At 63.3% G+C, this 23,795-nt stretch carries 20 protein-coding genes; 11 read left to right on the plus strand and 9 right to left on the minus strand.

What is annotated here, in order from left to right; all coding sequences use genetic code 11:
- Window positions 1-37: 37 nt before the first annotated feature.
- Window positions 38-1,057: an alpha/beta hydrolase gene (locus ACMCNM_RS12020; protein ID WP_412764412.1), complete on the minus strand. Its 1,020-nt coding sequence runs from the start codon at window positions 1,055-1,057 to the stop codon at window positions 38-40.
- Between the two features lie 146 nt (window positions 1,058-1,203).
- Here ACMCNM_RS12020 and ACMCNM_RS12025 point away from each other — a divergent pair, with 146 nt between their 5' ends.
- Window positions 1,204-2,088, plus strand: a complete 885-nt coding sequence (locus ACMCNM_RS12025) for a LysR family transcriptional regulator (RefSeq protein WP_027593802.1) — start codon at window positions 1,204-1,206, stop codon at window positions 2,086-2,088.
- 121 nt (window positions 2,089-2,209) lie between these two features.
- Window positions 2,210-2,974, plus strand: a complete 765-nt coding sequence (locus ACMCNM_RS12030) for a hypothetical protein (RefSeq protein WP_412764413.1) — start codon at window positions 2,210-2,212, stop codon at window positions 2,972-2,974.
- Between the two features lie 32 nt (window positions 2,975-3,006).
- Here ACMCNM_RS12030 and ACMCNM_RS12035 read toward each other — a convergent pair whose 3' ends face one another.
- Complete coding sequence (locus ACMCNM_RS12035; protein WP_186703331.1) at window positions 3,007-3,630, minus strand: glutathione S-transferase family protein; 624 nt, start codon at window positions 3,628-3,630, stop codon at window positions 3,007-3,009.
- A gap of 177 nt (window positions 3,631-3,807) precedes the next feature.
- On the opposite strand from ACMCNM_RS12035, the gene ACMCNM_RS12040 reads away from it, so the two are divergent.
- Together ACMCNM_RS12040 and ACMCNM_RS12045 are read left to right on the plus strand one after the other, a co-directional pair.
- Window positions 3,808-6,234, plus strand: a complete 2,427-nt coding sequence (locus tag ACMCNM_RS12040) for a TonB-dependent siderophore receptor (protein ID WP_412764414.1) — start codon at window positions 3,808-3,810, stop codon at window positions 6,232-6,234.
- A 172-nt stretch (window positions 6,235-6,406) separates the two neighbouring features.
- Window positions 6,407-7,141, plus strand: coding sequence for a hypothetical protein (locus tag ACMCNM_RS12045; protein ID WP_412764415.1), 735 nt, complete (start codon window positions 6,407-6,409; stop codon window positions 7,139-7,141).
- A 108-nt stretch (window positions 7,142-7,249) separates the two neighbouring features.
- Here ACMCNM_RS12045 and ACMCNM_RS12050 read toward each other — a convergent pair whose 3' ends face one another.
- The 4 genes from ACMCNM_RS12050 to ACMCNM_RS12065 form a co-directional block, all read right to left on the minus strand.
- Window positions 7,250-7,738 (minus strand): REP-associated tyrosine transposase, encoded by a 489-nt coding sequence (locus ACMCNM_RS12050; RefSeq protein ID WP_085273289.1) that lies wholly within the window; start codon window positions 7,736-7,738, stop codon window positions 7,250-7,252.
- Window positions 7,739-7,954: 216 nt separating this feature from the next.
- Entirely contained in the window at window positions 7,955-8,497 is a 543-nt protein-coding gene (locus ACMCNM_RS12055) for a WYL domain-containing protein (RefSeq protein WP_412765917.1), read from the minus strand.
- A 98-nt stretch (window positions 8,498-8,595) separates the two neighbouring features.
- Entirely contained in the window at window positions 8,596-9,504 is a 909-nt protein-coding gene (locus tag ACMCNM_RS12060; protein WP_412764416.1) for a LysR family transcriptional regulator, read from the minus strand.
- Window positions 9,505-10,017: 513 nt separating this feature from the next.
- Window positions 10,018-11,442 (minus strand): PLP-dependent aminotransferase family protein, encoded by a 1,425-nt coding sequence (locus tag ACMCNM_RS12065; RefSeq protein ID WP_412764417.1) that lies wholly within the window; start codon window positions 11,440-11,442, stop codon window positions 10,018-10,020.
- Between the two features lie 327 nt (window positions 11,443-11,769).
- Between ACMCNM_RS12065 and ACMCNM_RS12070 the strand changes: the two genes are divergently transcribed.
- Together ACMCNM_RS12070 and tam are read left to right on the plus strand one after the other, a co-directional pair.
- The gene (locus tag ACMCNM_RS12070) at window positions 11,770-13,179 is read left to right on the plus strand and encodes an amino acid permease (RefSeq protein ID WP_027593792.1); all 1,410 of its coding nucleotides are present in this window, start codon (window positions 11,770-11,772) and stop codon (window positions 13,177-13,179) included.
- A 289-nt stretch (window positions 13,180-13,468) separates the two neighbouring features.
- Window positions 13,469-14,245, plus strand: coding sequence for a trans-aconitate 2-methyltransferase (gene tam, locus ACMCNM_RS12075; protein WP_412764418.1), 777 nt, complete (start codon window positions 13,469-13,471; stop codon window positions 14,243-14,245).
- Here tam and ACMCNM_RS12080 read toward each other — a convergent pair.
- Window positions 14,235-14,606 (minus strand): DUF2784 domain-containing protein, encoded by a 372-nt coding sequence (locus tag ACMCNM_RS12080; protein ID WP_412764419.1) that lies wholly within the window; start codon window positions 14,604-14,606, stop codon window positions 14,235-14,237. The genes tam and ACMCNM_RS12080 overlap by 11 nt on opposite strands.
- 159 nt (window positions 14,607-14,765) lie before the next feature.
- Window positions 14,766-15,635 carry a LysR substrate-binding domain-containing protein gene (locus ACMCNM_RS12085; protein WP_085273296.1) on the minus strand — a complete coding sequence of 290 codons (870 nt, stop codon included), beginning with the start codon at window positions 15,633-15,635 and terminating at the stop codon, window positions 14,766-14,768.
- Between the two features lie 244 nt (window positions 15,636-15,879).
- Here ACMCNM_RS12085 and ACMCNM_RS12090 point away from each other — a divergent pair, with 244 nt between their 5' ends.
- The 5 genes from ACMCNM_RS12090 to ACMCNM_RS12110 all read left to right on the plus strand — a co-directional run bounded on the left by ACMCNM_RS12090 (window position 15,880) and on the right by ACMCNM_RS12110 (window position 22,102).
- A complete protein-coding gene (locus ACMCNM_RS12090) occupies window positions 15,880-17,196 on the plus strand; it encodes an MFS transporter (protein WP_412764420.1) in 1,317 nt (438 codons plus the stop codon).
- A gap of 14 nt (window positions 17,197-17,210) precedes the next feature.
- Complete coding sequence (locus ACMCNM_RS12095; RefSeq protein WP_412764421.1) at window positions 17,211-18,602, plus strand: FAD-dependent oxidoreductase; 1,392 nt, start codon at window positions 17,211-17,213, stop codon at window positions 18,600-18,602.
- 94 nt (window positions 18,603-18,696) lie between these two features.
- The gene (locus tag ACMCNM_RS12100) at window positions 18,697-19,407 is read left to right on the plus strand and encodes a YebC/PmpR family DNA-binding transcriptional regulator (protein WP_186678697.1); all 711 of its coding nucleotides are present in this window, start codon (window positions 18,697-18,699) and stop codon (window positions 19,405-19,407) included.
- Between the two features lie 138 nt (window positions 19,408-19,545).
- Window positions 19,546-20,490, plus strand: a complete 945-nt coding sequence (locus ACMCNM_RS12105) for a LysR family transcriptional regulator (RefSeq protein WP_412764422.1) — start codon at window positions 19,546-19,548, stop codon at window positions 20,488-20,490.
- A gap of 199 nt (window positions 20,491-20,689) precedes the next feature.
- Window positions 20,690-22,102 (plus strand): DOPA decarboxylase, encoded by a 1,413-nt coding sequence (locus tag ACMCNM_RS12110; protein ID WP_412764423.1) that lies wholly within the window; start codon window positions 20,690-20,692, stop codon window positions 22,100-22,102.
- Window positions 22,103-22,223: 121 nt separating this feature from the next.
- On the opposite strand, the gene ACMCNM_RS12115 is transcribed toward ACMCNM_RS12110, so the two are convergent.
- The gene (locus ACMCNM_RS12115; RefSeq protein ID WP_027593782.1) at window positions 22,224-23,597 is read right to left on the minus strand and encodes an MFS transporter; all 1,374 of its coding nucleotides are present in this window, start codon (window positions 23,595-23,597) and stop codon (window positions 22,224-22,226) included.
- Window positions 23,598-23,795: the final 198 nt, after the last annotated feature.

The following is a 23,795-nucleotide window of genomic DNA, read 5'->3' on the forward strand; positions in this document are numbered from 1 at the left end:
CACAAAGACCCGATCGCTCGGGCCTTTGTGTCTGGATTTATTGAAGGTGCACCTTCAGCTCCCCAGCCGCCTGGCGCATCGCCGCTTTCACTTCAGGCACCTGGCTCAGTGGGTTCAGCAACCCATAGTCATGAATCATCCCGTTGTACCGCACCGCAGTCACCGCCACCCCCGCCGCATCCAGCTTGCGTGCATAGGCCTCGCCCTCATCACGCAACACATCGAACTCTGCGGTCTGCACCAGCGCTGGCGGCAGGCCTTTGAGCTGCTCGCTGCTGGCCCGCAGCGGCGAGGCGTAGATTTGCTCACGTGCCTTGGCGTCAGTGGTGTAGCTATTCCAGAACCACTTCATCATGCCCGTCGTGAGGAAGTGCCCCTCAGCGAACTGCTTGTACGAGCCGGTTTCGAAGCTGGCATCGGTCACCGGCCACAGCAGCAACTGGAAGCGCAGCTTAGGCGTACCGGCCTCCTTGGCCTTGAGCGCGACCACTGCGGCCATGTTGCCGCCGACGCTGTTGCCGGCCACGGCCAGGCGCTTGCCATCCACGCCGATCGCTTTGCCATGCTCGGCCACCCAGCGGGTGGCGGCATAAGCCTGGTTGATGGCGGTGGGGTAGTGCGCTTCAGGTGAAGGCGTGTAGTCCACGTACACCGCTACGGCGCCGGAACCGACCACCAGGTCGCGAATCAGCCGCTGGTGAGTCGGGAAATCGCCCAGTACCCAGCCGCCGCCATGGAAGAACATGAACACCGGCAACTCACCTTTCACATTGGCCGGGCGGACAACCTGCAGCGTGATCGCCTCGCCGTTGGCCTGGATCGTGTGTGCTTTGACTTCGATGCCGGACAGGTCAACCTTGACCGACGATTGAGCACCGGTCAGCACTGCACGGGCGTCCTTCGGCGCGAGCTGTTCCAGGGGCTTGCCGCCACCCTTTTCCAGGGCTTCGAGGAAGGCCTGGGTGTGCTGCTCGACGCCTGGGCTGCCTGCTGCAAACGCAGTGGAAACGGAGAGGGCAAGGAGGCTGGTGGTGAGTACCTTGTGGACAATGTTCATGTGCGAATCCTTTTCTATGCAAGTGTTTGAGAGGGGCGAATTGCCTGGCCTTAAGGGCCATCGCTGTGACTTGCGAGTAGATTAAGGAGATGCCTTCGTGGGAAAAAGCGGCTATAAAGCGTTTGACTGTCACCAGGAACGAGACAATGAATCCTTACGAAGACATGCGGATCTTCGCCCAGGTCATGGAAGCCGGTAGTTTCACCGCTGCGGCGGACCGTCTGGGTATGTCCAAGCAATCGGTCAGCCGGCGCCTGATGCAACTTGAAGAACGCCTCGGCGTGCGCCTGCTCAACCGCTCGACACGGCGCCTGGACGCCACTCCGCTGGGGCAGCACTATTACCAGTCGGCGTTGCGCTTGCTGGGCGAAGTGCAGCAGGTGGAGCATGACATCAGCGGCCAGGCCCAGGCCTTGCGCGGCACCTTGCGCCTGAGTGCGCCGCTGTCGTTCGCCATGGCCCACCTGGGGTGCCTGCTGACCGAATTTCTGCAGTTGCACCCGCAGGTGGATGTAGAAGTGGACCTCAGCGACCGGGCCGTGGACCTGATCGGCGAAGGCTATGACCTGGCCTTGCGCATTGGCGCGCTGGAGGACTCCAGCCTCATCGCGCGGCGTATTGCCGGTGTTGAACGGGTGTACTGCGCAAGCCCGGCCTATCTTGAGGCGCATGGGGTGCCCGCATTCCCCGAGCAGTTGGCCGGGCATGACTGCCTGCCTTATGGGCATTCACGGCAGGTGCAGTGGCAGTTCAAACAGGGCGGCAAGACGCAGGCGATTGCGGTGGCGGGGCGGATGCGCGCCAACAATGGCGAAATGCTCAGGGATGCGGCGATAGCGGGGATGGGCGTGACGTACCTGCCCACGTTCATCGTTGGCCAAGCGCTGACGGATGGCCGCTTGGTGACGTTGCTGGAAGACTGGACGCCGCCGGCGTTGCAGTTGTCGGCGGTGTATCCGCAGCATCGCCAGGTGGCGCGGGCGGTGCAAACCTTTGTCGGGTTCTTGCGGGAGCGGCTGGCGCAGTTGTGACGGGGCCAGCGCGTTCGCCGCTGGTGGGCTGAAGTGCAATTCGGCTAGCATGAGGCTCTGCCAAGCAACCCGCGCGCGACTGCGCAAGGCTTGATCCCTCCCTTCTGATCCGAACCTCTGCATGACTGCCTTCTACCTCAAACTACTCATGACACCCACCCTCATGCTGGCCATCTCGCTGGCGGGCAAACGTTGGGGTACGCAAATTGGCGGGCTGCTCTCGGGGCTGCCTGTCACCTCGGCGCTGGTGATGCTGTTTCTCAGCCTTGAACAGGGTGAGGTGTTCGCGTCGCAGGCCGTACCTGGGGCATTGGCGGGGGTGGCCGCCGTGCAAGCGACCTGTTTGTTCTACTACTGGGTGACCCAGCGCGTCAGTGTGTTTGTCGGCTGCATCGTAGCGCTGCTGTTCTTTGCTGTGGCCGCCTTGGCGACCAGCCACCTGGGCTGGGTGGCGCTGTCTGTCGTTGCCACGCTGTTACTGGTCGTCGCCATCGTCGTCGCTACCTCGCAACCGGCCCAGGCCTGTTCAGTGCGTTACGTGCCGATGCCGCGCTGGGTCATCCCGATGCGCATGATGACCGCCACCTTGTTGCTGTTGGTGATCACGGCCAGTGCAACGATGCTCGGGCCGGTGGTCAGTGGGATGCTGGCGCCGGTCCCGGTAATCGCCTGGCCGCTTGCAGTATTTGCCCACGTCCAGGGCGGGCGCCATGAGTTGGGCGCGATCGTGCGTGGCAATGCCATTGGCGCGGTGGGCGTGGTGGGCTTCTACCTGGCCCTGCAAAGTACGCTGTTGCAGTGGGGCGCAGTCCTGTCGATTTCGCTTGCGGTGTTGCTGGCCGTGGTTGTGACGTTCGTCTTGGCGAAGCTCTTGCAGTCACGCTAGCGCGCGCTGCAAGGCTCCTGTGCATCAAGCGCTCAGGGGGTGCCGTTCCTGCCATGCAGGCAAAACGCCCGGCGCTTGCTCAAGCGTTCGTAATACGCCCTGACGGCTGGCAAATGAGGATGCTCGAAAGGCGTCTCGAACCACCGGTTGACCGAAAGGCCGATGGGGATGTCAGCCAGGGTGAACATGTCGCCGGCCACATACGCACCGGTTGCGGCGAGCTGGCGGTCGAGGATCTGCATGTAGCGAGACCATTCGGCACGGCCGGCGGCCAGCGCCTGTGGGTCCTGATGGGCGGGTGAATGCCTGACCAGCGACATGAAGGTGTAGCTCCAGGACCTGTTGAGGTCCGAAGCCTGCCAGTCGATCCATTGATCGATACCTGCCCGGGCTTTTGCCTCGGTCGGGTACACCGAGGCGTGGCCATAGCGCGTCGCCAGGTAACGGATGATGGAGTTGGATTCCCACAGGGTGAAGTCGCCATCCTGGATGACCGGGATCATGGCGTTGGGGTTAAGTGCCAAGAATTCGGGGGTGTCGGTGGCGGTGAAGCCCGCGCCCCAGTCTTCCCGTTCGAAGGGAATATCAAACTCGGCACAGGCCCAGAGGACTTTACGCACGTTGATCGAAGACGCTCTGCCCAATATCCGTAACATGGTATTCGTCCTTGCTTGTGGAAGGCTGATCGTCCTTCACGGCATGACCTCGGTCAAGGATTAACCGTGGACGGTGGGCAGGGTTTTTCGTTCGTTAAAAATAATGCTGCAAGGCTGTCCCTTTTCTTCAGGCCGCCTGTCATTAGCGGTAGTAGAGAATAAAGGGAGCCTGTTTCAATGCCTGCCGTATTGCCTTGCCGCCCGCGTGCGGCGTCACTTCGTTCGCGTCCGTTGATGTACCTGGGTTTTGCCATCAGCCTGAGTGCCAACCTGTTGTCTTCGTCAGCCTGGGCCGACGACCTCGCGCGGCGTACCTACACCGTGCCCGCCGGCACCTTGGGCGCCGCACTGACCCGTTTCGCCCACCTCGCCGGGGTCAGCCTTTCACTCGACCCGGCGCTGGTCACTGGCCGGCAAAGCAGGGGGTTGTCAGGCAGTTACAGCGTTGACGAGGGCTTCATGCAGCTGCTTCAAGGCAGCGGCCTGCAGCTGCAACCAGTGGGTAACGGGGCGTTTACCCTGGTGCCTGTGGCGCAAGCGTCGGATGCGCTGGAGATCGCCCCGACCAGCATCGTCGGTGGCCATGTGGGTGGCAGCGACGCGCTACTTTATGCCGGTGGCCAGGTCGCCCGCCAAGGGTCGCAAGGCCTGCTTGGCTCGCGCGACTTCATGGACACCCCGTTCAGCATGACCACCTACACCAGCGACCTGGTGAAGAACCAGCAGGCACGTACCCTGGGTGACCTGATCGCCAGCGACCCCTCGGTGCGTGCGACCAACCCGGCCGGTGGACGCTTCGAGCAGTTCACCATCCGCGGGTTCAGCTTGTTCAACAGCGATGTTTCCTACAATGGCCTGTTCGGCATCCTGCCGACCTACTCGATCGATATGGAGATGGCCGACCGGGTCGACATCATCAAGGGGCCGAGCCAGTTGCTCAATGGTATTTCGCCGCGTGGCAGCGTGGGCGGCGGTATCAATGTGGTGCCAAAGCGGGCAGGCGATACGCCCATTACTGAGTTCACCGGCAGTTTTGCCTCGGGCAGCCAGGCCGGCGGTGCGGTGGATGTCGGCCGCCGCTTTGGCGAGGGTGGGCAGTTTGGTATCCGCTTCAACGGCGTCAAGCAGGCCGGCGACACCGAGTGGGATCACCAGCGTGTCGAGCGGGACATGGCGGTGCTGGGCCTGGATTTTCGCGGCGAGCGGCTGCGCTTATCGACCGACATCGGCCACACCGAGCGTGATACCGATGCCCCCCAGGAGCGTGTGCTGATTGGTGCCAATGCCAAGGTGCCGAGCGCCAATGACGTACACCACAACTACGCACAGGCCTGGAGCAAGGCGCGCACTAATGACACCTTCGGTGCCGTCAATGCCGAGTACGACATCAGCGACTCGCTGATGGCTTATGGCGCAGTCGGTGCGCGCAAGAGCAACCATGACTTCTTGCGCCACAACGTTTCGATCATCAACGATGCCGGGGACTTTACTGTTCAGCCGCGCGATTTCACCCGCGATGAAAGCGTGCGTACCGCCACGGCCGGTGTGCGCAACTGGTTCCATACCGGGCCGGTCAGCCACGAAGTGAACCTGGCCGCCACGTACTTCTACATGGACTTCACCAACGGCGGCGCGCGCTATGCCTCCGCGCCCAGCAACCTCTACAACCCGGTGGCCACGCCGACACCCGGCACCCCGACCCGGCTCGACCCCAAGGTTTACACCGAGAACCGGTTCAGCGGCGTCGCGCTGGCCGATACCCTTGGCTTTTTCGATGACCGCCTGCTGCTGACCTTGGGCGCCCGCTGGCAGCGGGTGCAGGTCGATGACTGGAGCGACGGCGTCAAAGGCGACACGGCCTACGATGAAGAAAAGGTTTCGCCATCGGCGGGCGTTCTGCTGAAGGTCAGCGAGCAGCTGTCGCTGTACGCCAACTACATGGAAGGCTTGAGCCAAGGCAAGATCGCGCCGTCGACGTCGGTCAACGAAGACCAGATTTTCCCGCCCTTCACCAGCCGGCAGGTGGAAGTCGGGGCGAAGTATGACTTGGGTAAGGTCGGCTTCACCGCCAGCGTGTTTCGCATACGCCAGCCCGCCTACGAAACCAATGCCACCACGCGGGTGTTCGGGCCCAATGGCAAGCGCGACAACCGAGGTGTGGAACTCAGTGTGTTTGGCGAGCCGCTGGAGGGCGTCCGTCTGCTGGGCGGGGTGATGTACATCGACAGTGAACTGACCGATACCGTCGGCGGCGCCTTCGACGGCAACCGCGCACCGGCAACGCCCGAGTACAACGTCAATGTGGGGGCCGAATGGGATGTGCCGAGGGTAAACGGGCTGACCTTGACCGCACGGGGCATTCACTCGAGTTCGCAGTACCTGGACCAGAACAACAGCAAGCAGATCGACGGCTGGGAGCGTTTCGACCTGGGCGCCCGCTATACCTTCAAGGTTGACGCTACCCAGGTCACGCTGCGGGCCAGTGTCGAGAACGTGCTGGACGACCGCTACTGGGCGTCGGCAGGGGCTTCGGACGACAGTGAGCCAGGGCTGACGCTGTCTACCCCTAGGACCTACCTGCTGTCGGCGACGCTGGGCTTCTGAGCCCAGTGTCAGAACTTCAACCTGTCGATGCTGAGGGTGGCTATGCTCTGCTATCAGGGTACCGGTGTGGTCGCTTTCGGCTCCCAGGGCGTTGAACGCTTGCCTGGGTGCCACGAAATTGGCACCCTTGGGCGCCTTGAACCGTCAGTATCACGACAGAAGGAAGTTTGCGTTGAGCTGGGACAAAGTCGGCAAAGTCCTCGTAGCCCTGCTGATCGGCCTGATGGTCATGGTAGTGGCCTATGTGGTTATCAAAGGCAACCCTCGCCTGGAGGCCTCCCTGACCTACGCCTACCTCACTTACCCGAGCCAGTTCAGCGAACGCATCACCAAGGCCAGCGAGCAGCTTAAGTACGAGCAGTTGCAGGGCCGTATCAACACCATCAGCGAAGGGCAGTTGCACCAGGACCAGGTCGACAGGTTGATCGAGCTGGCCCAGGCGCCTTACGCCCAGTTGTTCGCCAAACCGTTCGAGGCGGGGCTGGTGGACCATCGCACCGGTCTGCTCATCGACCTGCGCAACACCGGGAATGCGCCGGTTCGCCTGGTGAAGATTCGCCTGCCGGCCAAGGGCCTGGTGCAGGTGCGCGATGCGGCTGGCAACGACACCATTATCGAAGCCGCCACGCCCCTGGTCGAAATACCCTCCATCGAACCGGGTGGGGCGTGCAAGGTGTGGGTGTACTTCGATGCCGACTACTCGCAGATCCGCCAGGGCGGCGTCAGCATCCGTCATGCCGACGGCGTGGCCGATGTGCAGGTGTACCGCGAGTTCACCGGCTTCCCCGCGCAAGTGGCGCGCTACAGCCGCGAATTGATGGTGTTATTGGGGATATTGGGGTTCAGCGTGCTGGGGTTGGCGTACGCCTGCCTGTCACGCCGACGCGTGCCGGTGTTGCCGTCCTGAACCTGTCAATGGGTCACTGTAGGAGCAGCCTTGTGCTGCGAAGAGGCCCGTAGCACCAGCGAAGATTCCCGGTGTTGTCGCGGGCCTCTTCGCAGCACAAGGCTGCTCCTACAGTGAGTTAAGTGGGTCGGTCACGTCCGCAGTGAGCCACACTGCGTCCCAGTGGGGATAGTCACCTATGTGTTCAACCAAACCCGCACGCAATGGGTTGGCAACAATGTATCTGGCTGTCTTGCGCACGTCATCGTCCTTGCGTAAGGCACGGTCGTGATAACCACGTTGCCAGACTTGGCCACGACTTACCCCGGCTTTGCACAATGCAGTGCCAGAACGCGACTTGAACTGCCGCATCAGGCTGCACAGCGTATTGGTGTGAAGTTCTATCAGCCAATGTAAGTGATCAGGCATCACCACCCAGGCAAGTGACTGGCAGGCGTCTTCTCGTTCCGAATGGCGCATTTGCCCAATAACCAAACGCGCAGCAAGCAGGCTTGCAAACAGCGGCTTGCGCTGGTGAGTGACGGTGGTGAGCAGGTATAGCCTGCCGGGTTCCGAGAACCGTCCCCGCCGTAGTAGCTTTGCTTCGGCCCACTCCATGGTGTGTTCCTCGTTTAACGATCCTTGTCGTTAAAACAATAGGAGACGCAGCAATCCAGCACTCGACAGATCGTTACCGAATATCACAACCCCATACTGAACAGGGGTGGTGTAGGAGCAGCCTTGTGCTGCGAAGAGGCCCGTAGCACCAGCGAAGATTTCCCGGTGTTGTCGCGGACCTCTTCGCAGCGCAAGGCTGCTCCTACACGCTCGTGCTTAGCTGCATTCTTCGTGCAGCGCCAAGCTCTGGCGCTGCTGCTCCAGCAGGGCGGCGCGCAGTGATGCGGGAGCTAGGACACGAATCGACCCTGCCTGGGACAGTAACCAGCCCATCAGTGCACGGCTGTCGTCGACGGTAGCGGCCAGCGCGGCGCCGCCGTCTTGCTGAGGTGCCAGCTGCATGTCTGTGGACAGTGGCTGCTGTTCCAGGCGCCGTGCGAGTGCGTCGTCGACCCAGGCGCGTAGCGCGATCTGGCGAACCGGTGCGAGGGCATCCGGTTGCAGTTGCTGCGCCTCGTCCAGGCTCAGCCCAGGTTGCCAGTACCAGCCATAAGGCATGCCTTTACTGTTGCAGTGCAGCGGAAACAACGCCGACAGTTCCACCAGGTCGCGCTCCACGGTGCGCTTGCTGGTGGTGTGGCCCACCTTCGCCAGCGCTGCCTGCAACTGCGTAGAACTCATGCCTGGGTGGCGCCCCGGCAGCAGCTTGAGCAGCTGCCATTGGCGGGCGATGGTGTGGCGGGTAGGGTGGCTGGGCAAAGGAGGCTCGTCCGTGAATGCCAGGCACTGGGTGCGCCCGGATGGTGGCATTTGGCTATCCTGCAAGCATACCCTGCCCGGGGATGGGATCCAAACTTTTACGGGGCCATAGCTTGCAGCGCCTGGATAAACGTCTCTTCCGCCCGGCTCAGCCGTTGCTCCCTGTTCCACAGCAGGTGGATATCCACATCCGCAATCCCCTCCTGCGGTGGCAGCTTCCATAACAACCCCGCCGCCACATCCGCCGCCACCACGTGTTCCGGTAGGCAGCCGATGCCAAAGCCCGCGATCACCAGCCGGCGTACCTCTTCAAGGCTGGGCGAGGACGCCACGATCCGCCCGGAGAACCCTTGCTGGTCCCGGAAGATGGTCAGCGGCGAGAGCATCCCGCCGATCTGGTCGCTGGTAAAACTGACGAAGTTCTCACGCTGCAGGTCGCCCTCCAGCTGGCCGAACAAGGCATGGTGCTTGCCGCAGAAAAACGCATAGCGTTGGCGCAGGAACAGCCGCTGCTCCAAACGCGGTTGCGGCCGTCGATTGAGGCTCAAGCCCGCCGTGGCAGTCTTCTCCTGCAAGGCGGCGACGATGTCGGAGCTGCGCATCACCTCGATTTCCAGCTCTACACGTGGGTGCTGGCGGTGAAAATGGGCAAGAAAATCGTCGAACTGCTCGCTTTCGATGCGGCTGATCATCAGCAATCGCACCTTGCCCACCAGTTCGTCCGCCGGTTGTTCCAGCAGGCCGCCGATCTGCGACATTTGCCCATACACCTCGCCGGCCAGCACAAACAGCTGCTCGCCCATTTCAGTCAGCACAAAGCGTGGCCCACGGCGGGCGATGAGTTGCCGGCCGAGCTGATCTTCGAGGCGTTTGAGCGCTTGGCTCACCGCCGGTTGGGTAAGGTGCAGGCGTGCGGCCGCGCGGCTGATGGACAGCTCCTGGCCGATGACCCGGAAGGTGCGCAGCAGGTTCCAGTCGAGACGGTCGTTGAGCAGGCGGTCGGACATGGTCAGGCTCGATAATAAGCAGGGCTAATAGTGCAAATAATAAATAGAAAATTGACTAATCATAGCCCTGGGACGATGAATCGCCTGCCTTGAATGCTTCAGCGCCTATGAGATCGAGCGCCGCCCGCGCGGCGCATCGCGAGCAACGCTCGCTTGTATGGTAGGACTTGAAGGGAGGAGGAGGGACACCGCTCGCTTCTGCAGATGCGTCGGCTTGCGCCTTGATATTGAGGGGGACGGCGGAGGAAGCGCCTACTTGATGCTTCCCTCGCACCATAGAATCTCCTACGTTTGTCTCGGGCCAGTGAGGCCTGTGGCATTTGCGCGCGAACGCCTTGTGGGTCCGACGCAATATCGCGCCATGCACCGAGACGGTCGCGCGCGTTTGCCCCAGGAATAATTGGCGTGAAACAAACGTAGGAGCGAGCGTTGCTCGCGATGCGCCGCGCGGGCGGCGCTCGATTTCGCAGGCGCTGAAGATGTCAAGGCGAACACCCCGCCACACCACCGTCCCTACACCCCGCCCCGCCGCACATGCTTCACCAGCACCTTCTCCAGCAACTCCCACATCGCCGGGTCCGTACTGAACGCCACATTGAAGCGCATCCACCCGGTCGGCTTGGCATCGACCATGAACAGCTGCCCCGGCCCAAGCATGATGCCTTTCTCCAGCGCATCATCCAGCAGCTCCGCGCTGTCGGGGATGGCGGGGTGGCGGGTCCAGATGTACATGCCTTCATCCGATTCGGTGAACAACTCGAAGCCCAGCCGGTGCAGGTGCCGGCCCACTTCCTGGTGCGCCTCGGCCAGGCGCTGGCGCAGGCGCTTGAGATGCTTGCGCCAGCGGCCGTCGATGATCGCGGCATACACCACGCGCTCCATCACCTGCGAGGTGGTGAGGCCTGAGCGCATTTTCAGGTGCACCAGTTTCTGCATCAGCTCCGGGTTGGCCATCATGTAGCCAACCCGTACGTTGGGCGAGATGCTCTTCGAATAGCTGCCGACGTACACCACCTGCTGCAGGTGGTCGAGGCTGGCCAGGCATGGTTGCGGTTCGGCGACCATGTCGGCGTACAGGTTGTTCTCGACCAGGCGGAAGCCATGTTGGCTGGCCAGTTGCAACAGCCGATGCAACTGCGGCAGCGGGGTGCGCGAGCAGGTCGGGCTGTGCAGGTGCGGCTGGGTGAAGAACGCGGTCGGGCGGTGATGCGCCAGCAACTGCTCCAGCTTGTTCAGGTCGTAACCGGCAGGGGTGCGGGGTACGCCGACCAACGTCGCGCCCTGGGTGCGCAGGATGCTCATCAGGTTGGGGTAGCCGGGGTCGTCGACCAGCACCACGTCACCTGGGCGCACCAGGGTGCGCGCGGCCAGGTCCAGGGCCTGGCTGGCGCCATGGGTGAGCATCAGCTGCGCCGGGTTGGCGACGATCGACAGCTCCTGCTGCAGGTTCTGTGCAGTCAGCGTGCGCAGTTCGGCCAGGCCCATGGGGTCGCCGTAGCCGGACAGCTCCAGCGGGCTGCCAGCGACCTGGCGCAGGCCGCGGCGCAGGCCTTCCTCATACATCCAGTCATTGGGCAGCCAGCCGCAGCCGGGCTTGAAGGGCAGCTGGCGGATCTCGAAGATCTGCTGCAGGTACCACTCGGAGTTGAACGTTGGTCGACTGGTGTCGGCCTCGACATTATGTTTGTCCAGCAACTCGCCGGCCGCGCGGTTGATGAAAAACCCGGCATTGCCGCGGCTGACCAGCAGGCCCTGGGCGACCAGGCGGTCGTAGGCCTCGACCACGGTGAAGGTACTCACCGAGTAGGTCGCGGCAAAGGCGCGGATAGACGGGACCTTGGCCCCAGGCTTGAGCGTCTGGTTGTCGATCAGCTCGCGCAAGCCGTCGATGATCTGGTTGACCAACGGAGTGGGGGCGTCTGGGTGTAATTCGAACATTCGAGGGCCTTTCAGGGTGCGTAGCGTCAGGTGCCTGCAGGGTGTACTGCATTGGCAACCTGTACAGTGCAGTGCGAGATTCATGCCACTGTGCATGGCTCTCTGCGTCGGACATTTTTACATTAGGTGTCGGATATCGCCACATAAAGCATGTTCAGTTCGCTCGAAGGGCAAACCTTCGGGCGCGTCAGCAGGCCGCCATGGATGGCCTGCGTGTGTTTGCTCACACCATCCTGCCCGCATTAGCACTGATGTACAGGTGAGGCCGCTAGCCATCGGGGTCTCACAGTTTTCCTTGGATAAAAAGAAGCACGGGGTACACAACTGATGGACGCAACATCCACAACCACCACCGCGAAAGGCGGGCACGAGAGCAAGCTCAGTGCCTCCCTCAAGTCGCGCCACCTGACGATGATGTCGATCGCCGGGGTTATCGGCGGCGCCTTGTTCGTCGGTTCCGGCAGCGTGATTCACAGCGCCGGCCCGGCCGCTGTCCTGGCCTACTTGGCAGGGGGCATCCTGGTGGTGCTGATCATGCGCATGCTCGGCGAAATGGCGACGTCCTCGCCTGACACCGGCTCGTTCTCCACCTACGCCGACCGCGCCATTGGCCGTTGGGCAGGTTTCACCATCGGCTGGCTGTACTGGTGGTACTGGGTCATCCTCATGGCGTGGGAAGCCTATGTGGCGGGCAAGATCCTGCATGGCTTCTTCCCTGACGTCAGTGTCAACGTGTTCGTGCTGGCCACGACCCTGCTGCTGATCACCGTCAACTTCTTCAACGTCAAGCATTACGGCGAGTTCGAGTTCTGGTTTGCCTTGATCAAGGTGATCGCCATCGTCTGCTTCCTGGTGGTGTGCACCGCAGCGGTGATGAACGTCTGGCAGTTCGGTGAAGTGCGCGGCATCAGCCACCTGACCGCAGAAGGCTTCATGCCCAACGGCATCACCACGGTGATTGGTGCGTTGCTCGGGGTGATGTTCGCCTTCCTCGGCGCAGAGATCGTCACCATCGCCGCGTCCGAAGCCAAAGACCCGGCCGCGCAGATCGTCAAGGCCACCAACTCGGTGGTGTGGCGTGTGTGCTTGTTCTACGTTGGCTCGATCTTCCTGATCGTCTGCCTGGTACCGTGGAACGACCCGCACCTGGGCGTCTCGGGCTATGGCGCCTACCGCCGTACCCTGGAGCTGCTGGGCGTGCCGTATGCCGAGTTGCTGATGAACTTCGTGGTCCTGACCTCGGTGAGCAGCTGCCTGATCTCCGGTCACTACACCGCTTCGCGCATGCTGTTCTCGCTGTCCCAGCGTGGCGACGCGCCGTCGTTCTTCAAGATCACCCGTGCCGGCACCGGCGTACCGGTGTACGCGATCATGGGCTCGTGCGCCGTGGCGGTGGTGTGTGCGCTGATCAACTTCAGCGAAACCCTGCGCCCGAAAGACGTGCTGGACACCCTGATGAACACCACCGGCATGATCGCGCTGCTGGTGTACCTGGTGATCGCCTTCTCGCAACTGCGCATGCGCCGCAAGCTGATTGCCGAAGGCAAGGAAGTGCGCCTGAAGATGTGGCTGTTCCCGTGGCTGACCTACCTGGTAATCGCGTTCATCGTGGCTGCCCTGGTGACCATGGCGTTCATGCCTGACTACCAGATCCTGGTGATCTCCACCGGTATTGCTGCCGCAGTCGTGGTAGCCATGGGTGTGGTGCATCAGATCCGCAGCGCCAAACGCCACTAAGCTTCAGTTGTGGTTAGAGACGGCCGGCTCCCTTGGGACCCGGCCGTTTCGCGTTGTTGGGCCGGGTGTTTGTCCGGCGGCATGTGGAAACGCTGGCTCATCCACGGCGAGCCGAGCAGGGCGGCGGCGGCGATCAGGGCCAGTATGGCGAGGGCCAGGAATGTTTTCATGGGCAGGCGCATATAAGGACTGACTTCAAGGATAGACGCTCGGTTCCGGCCCGCGAATAGACCCTAAGTGCCACTACTTGGCTTATGCTGGGCACATTGCCCGCCCAAAGGAGCCGCACATGGCCTGGTCCGCCACCCAGTATTCCCTGTTCGAAAACGAGCGCACCCGCGCCGTACGCGACCTGCTGACCGCCGTGCCACAGCGCCCGGTCCGCCATGCAACCGACCTGGGCTGCGGCCCAGGCAACTCGACCGAGGTGCTGCTGCAGCGCTACCCCGATGCCCAGGTGACGGCGTTGGACAGCGACCCGGACATGGTCGAAAAGGCGCGGGAGCGCAAAAGGCTCTGTGTACCACGCGTGCGCTGCGCCATTGCCGACATCGCCCAGTGGGCGGCGCCAGAGCCGCAAGACCTGATCCTAGCCAATGCCTCGCTGCAATGGGTGCCGGACCACGCTTCGCTGTATCCGCACCTGGTCAGCCAGCTGAGCGAGGGCGGCAGCCTGGCGGTGCAAACCCCTGACAACCTTGACGAGCCAGCGCACCGGCAACTGCGCGAAATCGCCAGCAAAGGCCCTTGGGCCGCCAAATTCGCCGACTTCCAGCTACCGCCCAGGCACAACGCCGCGTTCTATTACGACCTGCTCAGCCCGCGGAGCGCGCGGGTGGATGTGTGGCGTACTACGTACCATCATGCGTTGGAGGGTGGCGCCGAAGCGGTGGTTGAGTGGTTCAAGGGCTCGGCTTTGCGGCCTTACCTGGCCAGGTTGGACGAACAAGAGCAAGCCGCCTTCCTGCAGATGTACCTGCAGGCGATGCAGCACGATTACCCACCGGCCACCGACGGTAAGGTGCTGTTGCCGTTCCCGCGCTTGTTCGTGATCGCTACGCGGTAGGGCGGCGCCAGCGCCCGAGCACGTAGCCGTAGATGGCCAGGTTGACCAGTAGGACGATGGCGCCCAGCAGCCATTGGATCTGCGGCGTCAGCCCGGCCGGATAGATCAGCGGCCAGATGTAATGTTCGACGAAACCGCCGTGGTAGCCCGCGTCGCCAGCGGCGAAGCGCATGCGGTTTTCCCCGTCGGTCAGCGGGCATTCCAGGTGCAACCCTTCTACCGCCAAGCCCCAGGCCAGGGCGGGCAGGTGGACGAGCAGGGCGGGGCGCCACTTGAGTACCAGCAGGCCACCGAACAGCACCCACAAGATGAAGGCCAGGTGCAACAGCACCAGCGCGTCGGCGGCAAATCGAAAGAGCATGGGGCGTGATCCTCGCGACCTCCGTGATCCTCGCGATCCTTGTAGGAGCAGCCTTGTGCTGCGAAGAGGCCGGTACAGGCACCATACATCAATGCTGCCTGCACCGGCCTCTTCGCAGCACAAGGCTGCTGCTACCAGGCAAACATTGGGGATGCAGCTTTACAGCCCTTCCTCAACCATTTGCAAGAACGTCGCCACCACCCGCCGCGTACGTTGCTCGCTGAGGCACACCAGCGTCTCGGTCAAATGCCGCTGACAGTCGACAATCGGCAACGCACACACCCGCGCATCCGCGCCAAACTCCGCCGCCGACACAACCCCCACGCCAATCCCCACCACCACCGCTTCGCGCGCCGCCTCCCGGCCTTCCACCTGGATCGCCGGCCGAATCCGCAGCCCGGCGCGCTGCATTTCTTCTTCCAGCGTCTGCCGCGTCACCGACCCAGGCTCCCTCAGCACCAGCGGGGTGTCATCCAGGTCCGCCAGGCTGATCGAGCCCCGGCTGGCCCAAGGGTGATGGTGGCTGACGAAGGCAACCATTGGGTCGCGGCGCAGCGGCAGGCAGTGCAGGCGCTCATCGTCGACGTCCCGTCCCAGCAGTGCCAGGTCCGCCTGGTAGCTGAACAGCCGGGCCAACGATTCATCGGTGTTGCCGGTTTCGATCTTCACCTGGATGCCCGGGTAACGCTGGCAGAACCGCGCAATCTGCGGCAGCACGTGCACCGGCGCGTCCACCGCCAACACCAGGCTGCCGGTGTGCAGGGCGCGTGAGTCCTGCAGCAACTCGTGGGCTTCGGCTTCGCAGGCGAACAGGCGTTGGCTGATGCCCAGCAGGCGCTCGCCCAGGTCGGTCAGTTGCACCGAACGCTTGTTGCGGTGGAACAGCAGCACGCCAAAGCGCTCTTCCAACTTGCGCACCTGGTCGGAGACCGCCGGCTGGGTCAGAAACAGTTTTTGCGCGGCACGGGTGAAGCTGCCGTGCACCGCCACCGCGTGAAAGGCCTTGAGTTGAGCGTGGGACACCGACATGACGATTCCAGTAACAAGCTGGGCTTATGAGTGAAATACGATAAATCGATTTTATTTATCAGTCACCAGCTGTTTCCATACCTCCCAGCCCCGCCGCAGCCACAAGCGCCGGTCGGGGCCATGGCGCTGATACAGCGCCATCTGACCCGATGACGGCCCCCCGTCATCGCTGTGCGTAACACAAGAACAAGACAGGCGTTTCTTCACATTCTGCCGGCACACTTGAGCAAGAGGTCAGACTCACATGAACCATTCCCTAGCCACGTTCAAACGCTGGCGTATGCAGATTTTCGCAATCACCTGGCTGGCCTACGCCGCCTTCTACTTCACCCGCAAGGCGTTCTCGGTCGCCAAGCTGGGCATCGCCGAAGACCCAAGCTTCATGCTCGACAAGGCGGCCATGGCCAACCTTGACGCGATCTACCTGGCCGCCTATGCCGTGGGCCAGTTCACCTGGGGCATGCTTGCCGACCGCTTCGGCCCACGTGTGGTGGTGCTTGGCGGCTTGCTGATCTCGGCTGCGGCGGCGGTGGTGATGGGTAGCTACGCCACCTTCCCGATCTTCGCCACCTGCATGTTGATCCAAGGCCTGGCACAGTCCACCGGCTGGGCCGGTTTGTGCAAGAACATCGGCAGTTTCTTCCCTGCCGCGCAGCGCGGGCGGGTACTGGGGTTGTGGAGCTCGTGCTATGCCTTTGGCGGCCTGGTGGCCTCGCCGTTTGCCGGCTGGTGGGCTTACACCCTGGTCGGCACCTGGCACGCCGCGTTTTTCTCCAGTGCCGTGGTGGTCGCCCTGGTGGCTGTGCTGTTTTTCTTCCTGCAGCGCAACAAGCCAGAAGACGTCGGCTTGCCTGCCGTAGAGCCCGAGCCGCAGAGCATGGCACCGGGCGCGAACCTGTGCAGCGTCTGGGCGCCGTTGCGCGAGATCCTGCGTAACCGCACGGTGTTGACCCTGGGCCTGGCCTACTTCCTGCTCAAGCCGGCGCGCTACGCCATTCTGCTGTGGGGGCCAGTGATCGTCTTCGAGCAAATGCCGTCGGTGGGCAAGGTCGGCGCGGCGATCATCCCCACGGCCTTCGAACTGGCCGGGCTGCTGGGGCCGATCATGATCGGCCTGGCCTCCGACAAACTGTTCGGCGCGCGGCGCATGCCGGCGTGCGTGATCAGCTTGGTGCTGTTGACGGTGACGCTAGCCGCGTTCATGGCGGCCATGCACACCGGCAGCGTGATGCTGGTGGTGGGCCTGCTGTTCGTCATGGGCCTGACTTTGTATGGCCCTGACTCGATGATCAGCGGCGCGGCGGCCATCGACTTCGGCACCGCCAAGGCAGGTGCCACCGCAGCAGGCTTCGTCAACGGCTGCGGCTCGGTGGGCGCCGTGCTTGGCGGGCTGCTGCCGGGTTATTTCGACGGCGTCACGGTGTTCATCGTGTTCGCCGGTTGCGCACTGTTCTCGGCGCTGGTGCTGCTGCCGCACTGGAACAGCCGCCCGGCTACCGCGGTGCAGCGCAACGACGTGGCACCAAACACCAGCATGGCAATCAAGCCACTGCGTACCTAAAGGAAAGCGAGCGAATGAGACCCTTCTGGCTGCAACAGGCCCTGGATTCGGCGCAGGAAGCGGCGTGCCCGCCGCTGCAAGGCGACAGCCGTTGCGATGTGTGCATTGTCGGCGGCGGCTACACCGGCCTGTGGACCGCGTTGATGCTCAAGGAGGCGGTGCCGGCACTGGATGTCGTGCTGATCGAGGCCGACATCTGCGGCGCTGGCGCCAGTGGTCGCAATGGCGGTTGTGTGCTGTCGTGGTCGGCCAAGTACTTCACCCTCGAGCGCCTGTTCGGGGCGGCTGAAGCGGTGCGCCTGGTGCGCGAGTCGGAACGCAGCATCGGTGCCATCGGCGCGTTTTGCGCCGCCAATGGCGTTGACTGTGACTACCGCCTGGACGGCACGCTGTACACCGCCACCAACTCGGCCCAGGTCGGTGCCACCGATGCGGTGATCGCCGCGCTGGAGCAGCAGGGGGTGAATTCGTTCCAGCGGCTGCCGCTGGACCAGGTGCAACGCCTGGCGGGGTCGGCGCGACACCTGGAAGGCTGGTTCTCCCCGGCCGCCGCCACCGTGCAGCCCGGGCAGTTGGTGCGCGGCCTGCGGCGGGTGGCGTTGCAGCGTGGCGTGCGCATTCACGAAGGCACGGCCATGACGGGCCTGGCGCACGGTGCGCCGGTACAGGTGCGCACGGCCCACGGCACGGTGCACGCCGACCGTGTAGTGTTGGGCCTCAATGCCTGGATGGCGCGGGCGTTCCCGCAGTTCGAGCGCAGTGTAGCGATTGTGTCCAGCGACATGATTATCACCGAGCCGTGCCCTGAGCTGTTGCGCGAAATCGGCCTGGACAGCGGCGTCAGCGTGCTCGATTCGCGCATTTTCGTGCATTACTACCACAACACCTCCGATGGCCGGCTGATGCTCGGCAAGGGCGGCAATACCTTCGCCTATGGCGGGCGCATGCTGCCGGTATTCGACCAGCCCTCGCCATACCGGCCGCTGCTGCGTGAAAGCCTGGGCGAGTTTTTCCCGGCGTTGGCGGACGTGCCCTTGGCGGCCAGCTGGAATGGGCCGTCGGACCGCTCCGTCACGGGCTTGCCGTTCTTTGGCCGGTTAGACGGGCAGGGCAACGTGTTCTATGGCTTTGGCTATTCCGGCAGCGGCGTCGGGCCGTGCCACATGGGGGGGCAAATCCTGTCGTCGCTGGCGCTGGGGCTGGACAACCCCTGGACCCGCTCGCCATTGGTCCAGGGGCCGCTGGGGCTGTTTCCGCCAGAGCCGATTCGCTACCTGGGGGCGCTGATGGTGCGCAATGCCATTCGCCGCAAGGAGCGCGCCGAGGACCGCGGGCTGCGGCCACGGCACCTCGATGTACGCCTGGCACGTTTTGCGGCGGCGGCGGGGAAGGCCGACAAAGCATGAGATTTCTTGTCGATCACACGCCCGAGGGCGTATAAACTGCACCCACTTTTGGCCGGTCGCTTCCTGAACTGGCCGTTGAAACAAGAGAGTCGACATGGGCGCACAGTGGAAAGCCAAACATAGAGAAACAGCGGCCAATGCCAAAGGCAAGATCATGGGCAAGCTGTCCAAAGAGATCCAGATCGCTGCCAAATCGGGCGCCGATCCCGACATGAACCCGCGCCTGCGCCTGGCGATCGTGCAGGCCAAAAAGGCCTCGATGACCCGCGAGACCCTGGACCGGGCAATCCGTAAAGGTGCTGGCCTGGACGGTGATGCCGTGCAGTACCACGCGGTCAGCTACGAAGGTTTTGCGCCGCACCAGGTGCCGCTGATCGTCGAGTGCCTGACAGACAACATCAACCGTACCGTCGCGCAGATCCGCGTGCTGTTCCGCAAGGGCCAGTTGGGTGCGAGCGGTTCGGTAGCCTGGGACTTCAACCATGTCGGCCTGATCGAAGCCACCCCGACCGAAGGTGCCGACCCGGAAATGGCCGCCATCGAAGCCGGTGCCCAGGACTTCGAGGAAGGGGAAGAAGAGGGTTCGACCCTGTTCATCACCGACACCACCGACCTGGACGCGGTGCAAAAGGCCCTGCCGGAGCATGGCTTTACCGTGACATCGGCAAAGATCGGCTACACCCCGAAGAACCCGGTAAGTGCTGCCAGCCTGAGCGCTGAGGCATTGGCCGAGGTCGAGGCGTTCCTCGAGGCGATCGATGAGAACGATGACGTGCAGAACGTCTATGTCGGCCTGACCGACTAAAAGCCGGGGCCGCTTTGCGGCCCATTCGCGGGGCAAGCCCGCTCCCACAGGCCTCCGCTAACCTCAAACACGGCGGGGCTCTGTGGGAGCGGGCTTGTCCCGCGAATGGGCCGGTGAATTTGATAAAGGGGAGCCTGCATGAACCCAACTTTTGCCTCCCTGAGCCTCGCCCATCTACGCACCCTCGACTGCCTCCTGCAGCTCAAGAACCTCAGCCACGCCGCCGAGCGCCTGGGTGTCAGCCAATCTGCCCTGAGCCGTCAACTGGCCCACCTGCGCGAAGCATTCGACGACCCGCTGCTGGTGCGCCAAGGCCGTGGTTACGTGCTCAGCGAGCATGCCGAAGCCCTGGTCGAGCCACTGCGCCAGGTCCTAGAAGAGCTGCACGCCCTGCGCCAACCGGCGGTGTTCGACCCCGCTCGCTGCGAGCGCCGTTTCTGCCTGGCGGCCTCGGACTACGTCGCCGAGCATATGCTGCCGCTGCTGGTGGCGGCGCTGGAGCACGAAGCGCCCGGCGTGTCCCTCGAATACCGCACCTGGCAGGCTGGCCAGTACGCGTTGCTGGCCAGTGGCGAGATCGACCTGGCCACCACCTTGTTCGACGAGTCGCCGCCCAACCTGCATGGTCGTCTGCTCGGCGAGGACCGCGCGGTGTGCCTGATGCGCCGCGACCACCCGTTGACCGCCCATGAAACGCTCAGCCAGGCAGCGTATCTGGCGCACAAGCATGTGCGCATTTCCGGGGGTGGCGACAAGGACAGCTTCATCGACCGCCACCTGCGCGCCCAGGGCCTGCAGCGGCGGGTCAGCCTGGAAGTGCCGTTTTTTTCGGCCACCGTGCAGGTGATCGGCAATAGCCAGGCGGTGGCCACGGTCCCGGAGCACATCGCCCGGCAACTGTGCCGTTTGCATGACCTGGCCTGGCGACCGTTGGGCTTCATCGATCACAGCCAGCGTTACTGGGTGGTCTGGCACCAGCGCCTGCAGGCCTCGGCCGAGCACCGCTGGTTGCGCAACCGGGTATTCGAGCTCTGGCGCCAGTCCCAGTTCGGCGTGCAAGGGGGGCATGCGCCAACGCCATAGGAGGTATGCACGAAGCGGGGTTCTTTGCAGGGCGGGTGGCACCTAGACTGATGGGCCTGTATTGCCAGTGCCGGCCTCTTCGCGGGCAAGCCCGCTCCCACAGGATCCGCACAGTGCTCAAGCTGTGATTCACCTGTGGGAGCGGGCTTGCCCGCGAAGAGGCCGGCCCAGGCAGCAAACTGCCCAATGGAGACCGCCCGTGACCCCAGAACAATTCCGCCAGTACGGCCACCAATTGATCGACCTGATCGCCGACTACCGCCAAACCGTGGGCGAACGCCCGGTCATGGCCCAAGTCGAACCGGGCTACCTGAAAGCGGCCCTGCCGGCAGGCGCCCCGCAGCAGGGCGAACCCTTCGAGGCGATTCTCGACGACGTCAACAACCTGGTCATGCCAGGCCTGTCGCACTGGCAGCACCCGGATTTCTACGGTTACTTCCCGTCCAACGGCACCTTGTCATCGGTGCTGGGCGACTTTCTCAGTACCGGCCTGGGTGTATTGGGCCTGTCCTGGCAGTCCAGCCCAGCCTTGAGCGAGCTGGAAGAAACCACCCTGGACTGGCTGCGCCAGTTGCTCGGCCTTTCAGGGCAATGGAGCGGGGTGATCCAGGACACCGCCTCGACCAGCACCCTGGTGGCGCTGATCTGCGCCCGCGAACGGGCCAGCGATTACGCGTTGGTCCGCGGTGGCCTGCAGGCCCAGGCCAAGCCGCTGATCGTCTACGTCAGCGCCCACGCCCACAGCTCGGTGGACAAGGCCGCACTGCTGGCCGGTTTTGGCCGTGACAACATTCGCCTGATCCCCACCGACGCGCAGTTCGCCCTGCAGCCAGACGCGCTGCGGGCAGCCATCGAGCAGGACCTGGCGGCAGGTAATCAGCCTTGTGCGGTTGTCGCGACCACCGGCACCACCGCCACCACGGCACTCGACCCACTGCGCCCGATTGGTGAAATCACCCAGGCCCATGGCCTGTGGCTGCACGTTGACTCGGCCATGGCGGGGTCGGCGATGATTCTGCCCGAGTGCCGCTGGATGTGGGACGGCATCGAGCTGGCCGACTCGGTGGTGGTCAACGCGCACAAATGGCTGGGTGTGGCCTTTGATTGTTCGATCTACTACGTGCGCGACCCGCAGCACCTGATCCGGGTGATGAGCACCAACCCCAGCTACCTGCAGTCGGCGGTGGATGGTGAGGTCAAGAACCTGCGTGATTGGGGTATTCCACTGGGCCGGCGGTTCCGCGCTTTGAAACTGTGGTTCATGTTGCGCAGTGAAGGCGTCGAAGCGCTGCAGGCGCGTTTGCGCCGTGATTTGGATAATGCTCAGTGGCTTGCTGGGCAGGTCGAGGCGACACCGGGTTGGACGCTATTGGCGCCCGTGCAGTTGCAGACGCTGTGCATCCAGCATCGGCCGGTGGGGCTGGAAGGGGAGGCGCTGGATGCGCATACCAAGGCCTGGGCCGAGCGGCTCAATGGTTCTGGGGAGGCGTATGTAACGCCGGCTACCCTTGATGGGCGGTGGATGGTGCGGGTGTCGATTGGCGCATTGCCGACCGAGCGGGAGCATGTTGAACAACTGTGGCAGCGGCTGCAGGAAGTGATTAAGGGCTGAAAACGCTGGGGCCGCTTTGCGGCCCGTTCGCGACGCAAGGCCGCTCCTACAGGGATTTGCGCACACCTGTGGGAGCGGCCTTGCGCCGCGAATGGGCTGCGCAGCAGCCCCCTGCGATCGATCAGTGGCTTGCAGTCTGCAAGCTGCCTTTACGGCTGGCTTCGTACGCGGCCTTCTCCATCGGCTTGGCCTGCGGGTTACCGAGGTCTTCCATCGACAGGCGATGGGTTTCCGGTGCGATGTACGCCGCCAGGGCGCAGATGCAGGTGATGAAGAACGCCATGCCACCCACGACCAGTGGAATGTTGTCCGAGCCCGGTGGCGCCACCAGGGCGAACAGCGCCGGCAGCATGGCCGTCAGCATGGTGCCGATGTTCTGCGCAATGGCCATGGCCGAAACACGGTAGCGGGTCTGGAACAGCTCAGGGTAGAAGCTTGGGAACACCGCGTTGTAGCCCTGGTAGACCATGCCCCACATCACGATCGAGGCAGCGAAGGCCAGCGGTACGTTCTGGATGCTGATCGCATACAGGTAGACGAAGGCCAGCAGGCCCGAACCCAGGCACCCGGCGATCATGGTCGGGCGACGGCCGATCTTGTCGGAAAGGTTGCCGACGAATGGAATCACCAACACCGCGACGATGTTGCCGACCACCGGAATCCACAGGTACACGCTCTTGTCGAAGCCGATGCCATAGGCCGGCTGCACCGCGTAGGCCGCACCGAAAATGGTCGCGACGACCGGGATCACGTTCATCAGGGCCATGAACATCACCAGCACCATGTGTTTCCAGCTGTGGCGGAAGGCCTCGCTGACTGGCGATTTGGCAACTTTATCCTGCTTCTCTTCCTTCACGAAGGCAGGCGTTTCGTGCACTTCTTTACGGATGATGAAACCGGCGATCAGCACCACGGCGCTCATCAGGAACGGAATCCTCCAGCCCCAATCGTTGAAGGCTTCACTCGGCATGAAGTAGGCCAGTGGCAGGAACACCGCCGCCGCCAAGACCTGGCCGGCTTGTACGCCCTGCAGGGTAAAGCTCGCGTAGTAGCCTCGTCGGCCGAACGGCGCGTGCTCCATGATCATCGAACTGGCACCGGAGATCTCGCCGGCTACCGCGAAGCCCTGGACCAGGCGCAGCAGCACCAGCAAGGCGGGGGCGAGGATACCGATGTCGTGGTACGTCGGCAGCAGGCCGACGGCCATGGTCGACACACCCATCAGGAACATGCACAGCAGCAGTACGTTCTTGCGCCCGCGGGTATCACCCCAGTGGCCGAGCACGATGGCGCCGACCGGGCGGGCCAGGTAGCCGACACCGTAAGTGGCCAGCGAGGCGATGATCGCCATTTTCGGGTCGGTGTTAGGGAAGAAGATTTGCGGGAAAATCAGGGCCGCAGCCTGTGCATAGATGAAAAAGTCGTAGTACTCGAGTGCCGAGCCTATCCATCCACTGGCGGTCGCTTTCTTGGCTTGAGAGCTGGAGTGAGCCATCGGTGTCTCCGTTGTTCTTGTTGGTTCCCGCACGGCGCAAGGCGAGCGTGGGGTTATCTCGGGAGTGGGGTCAAACGTGAAGTGCGGGCGTATTCCGCGCCAAGGCCGTGACAGGCAGCCAGGAGACAGGTGCGGATCGCAAGGCGAGAGCAGTGTTCATAGGTCGGTACCCGGTTTTATTGAACTTATTATGTTGTG

The sequence above is a fragment of the Pseudomonas sp. NGC7 genome, assembly GCF_047159675.1.
GTDB classification, from domain to species: Bacteria; Pseudomonadota; Gammaproteobacteria; order Pseudomonadales; family Pseudomonadaceae; genus Aquipseudomonas; species Aquipseudomonas kermanshahensis.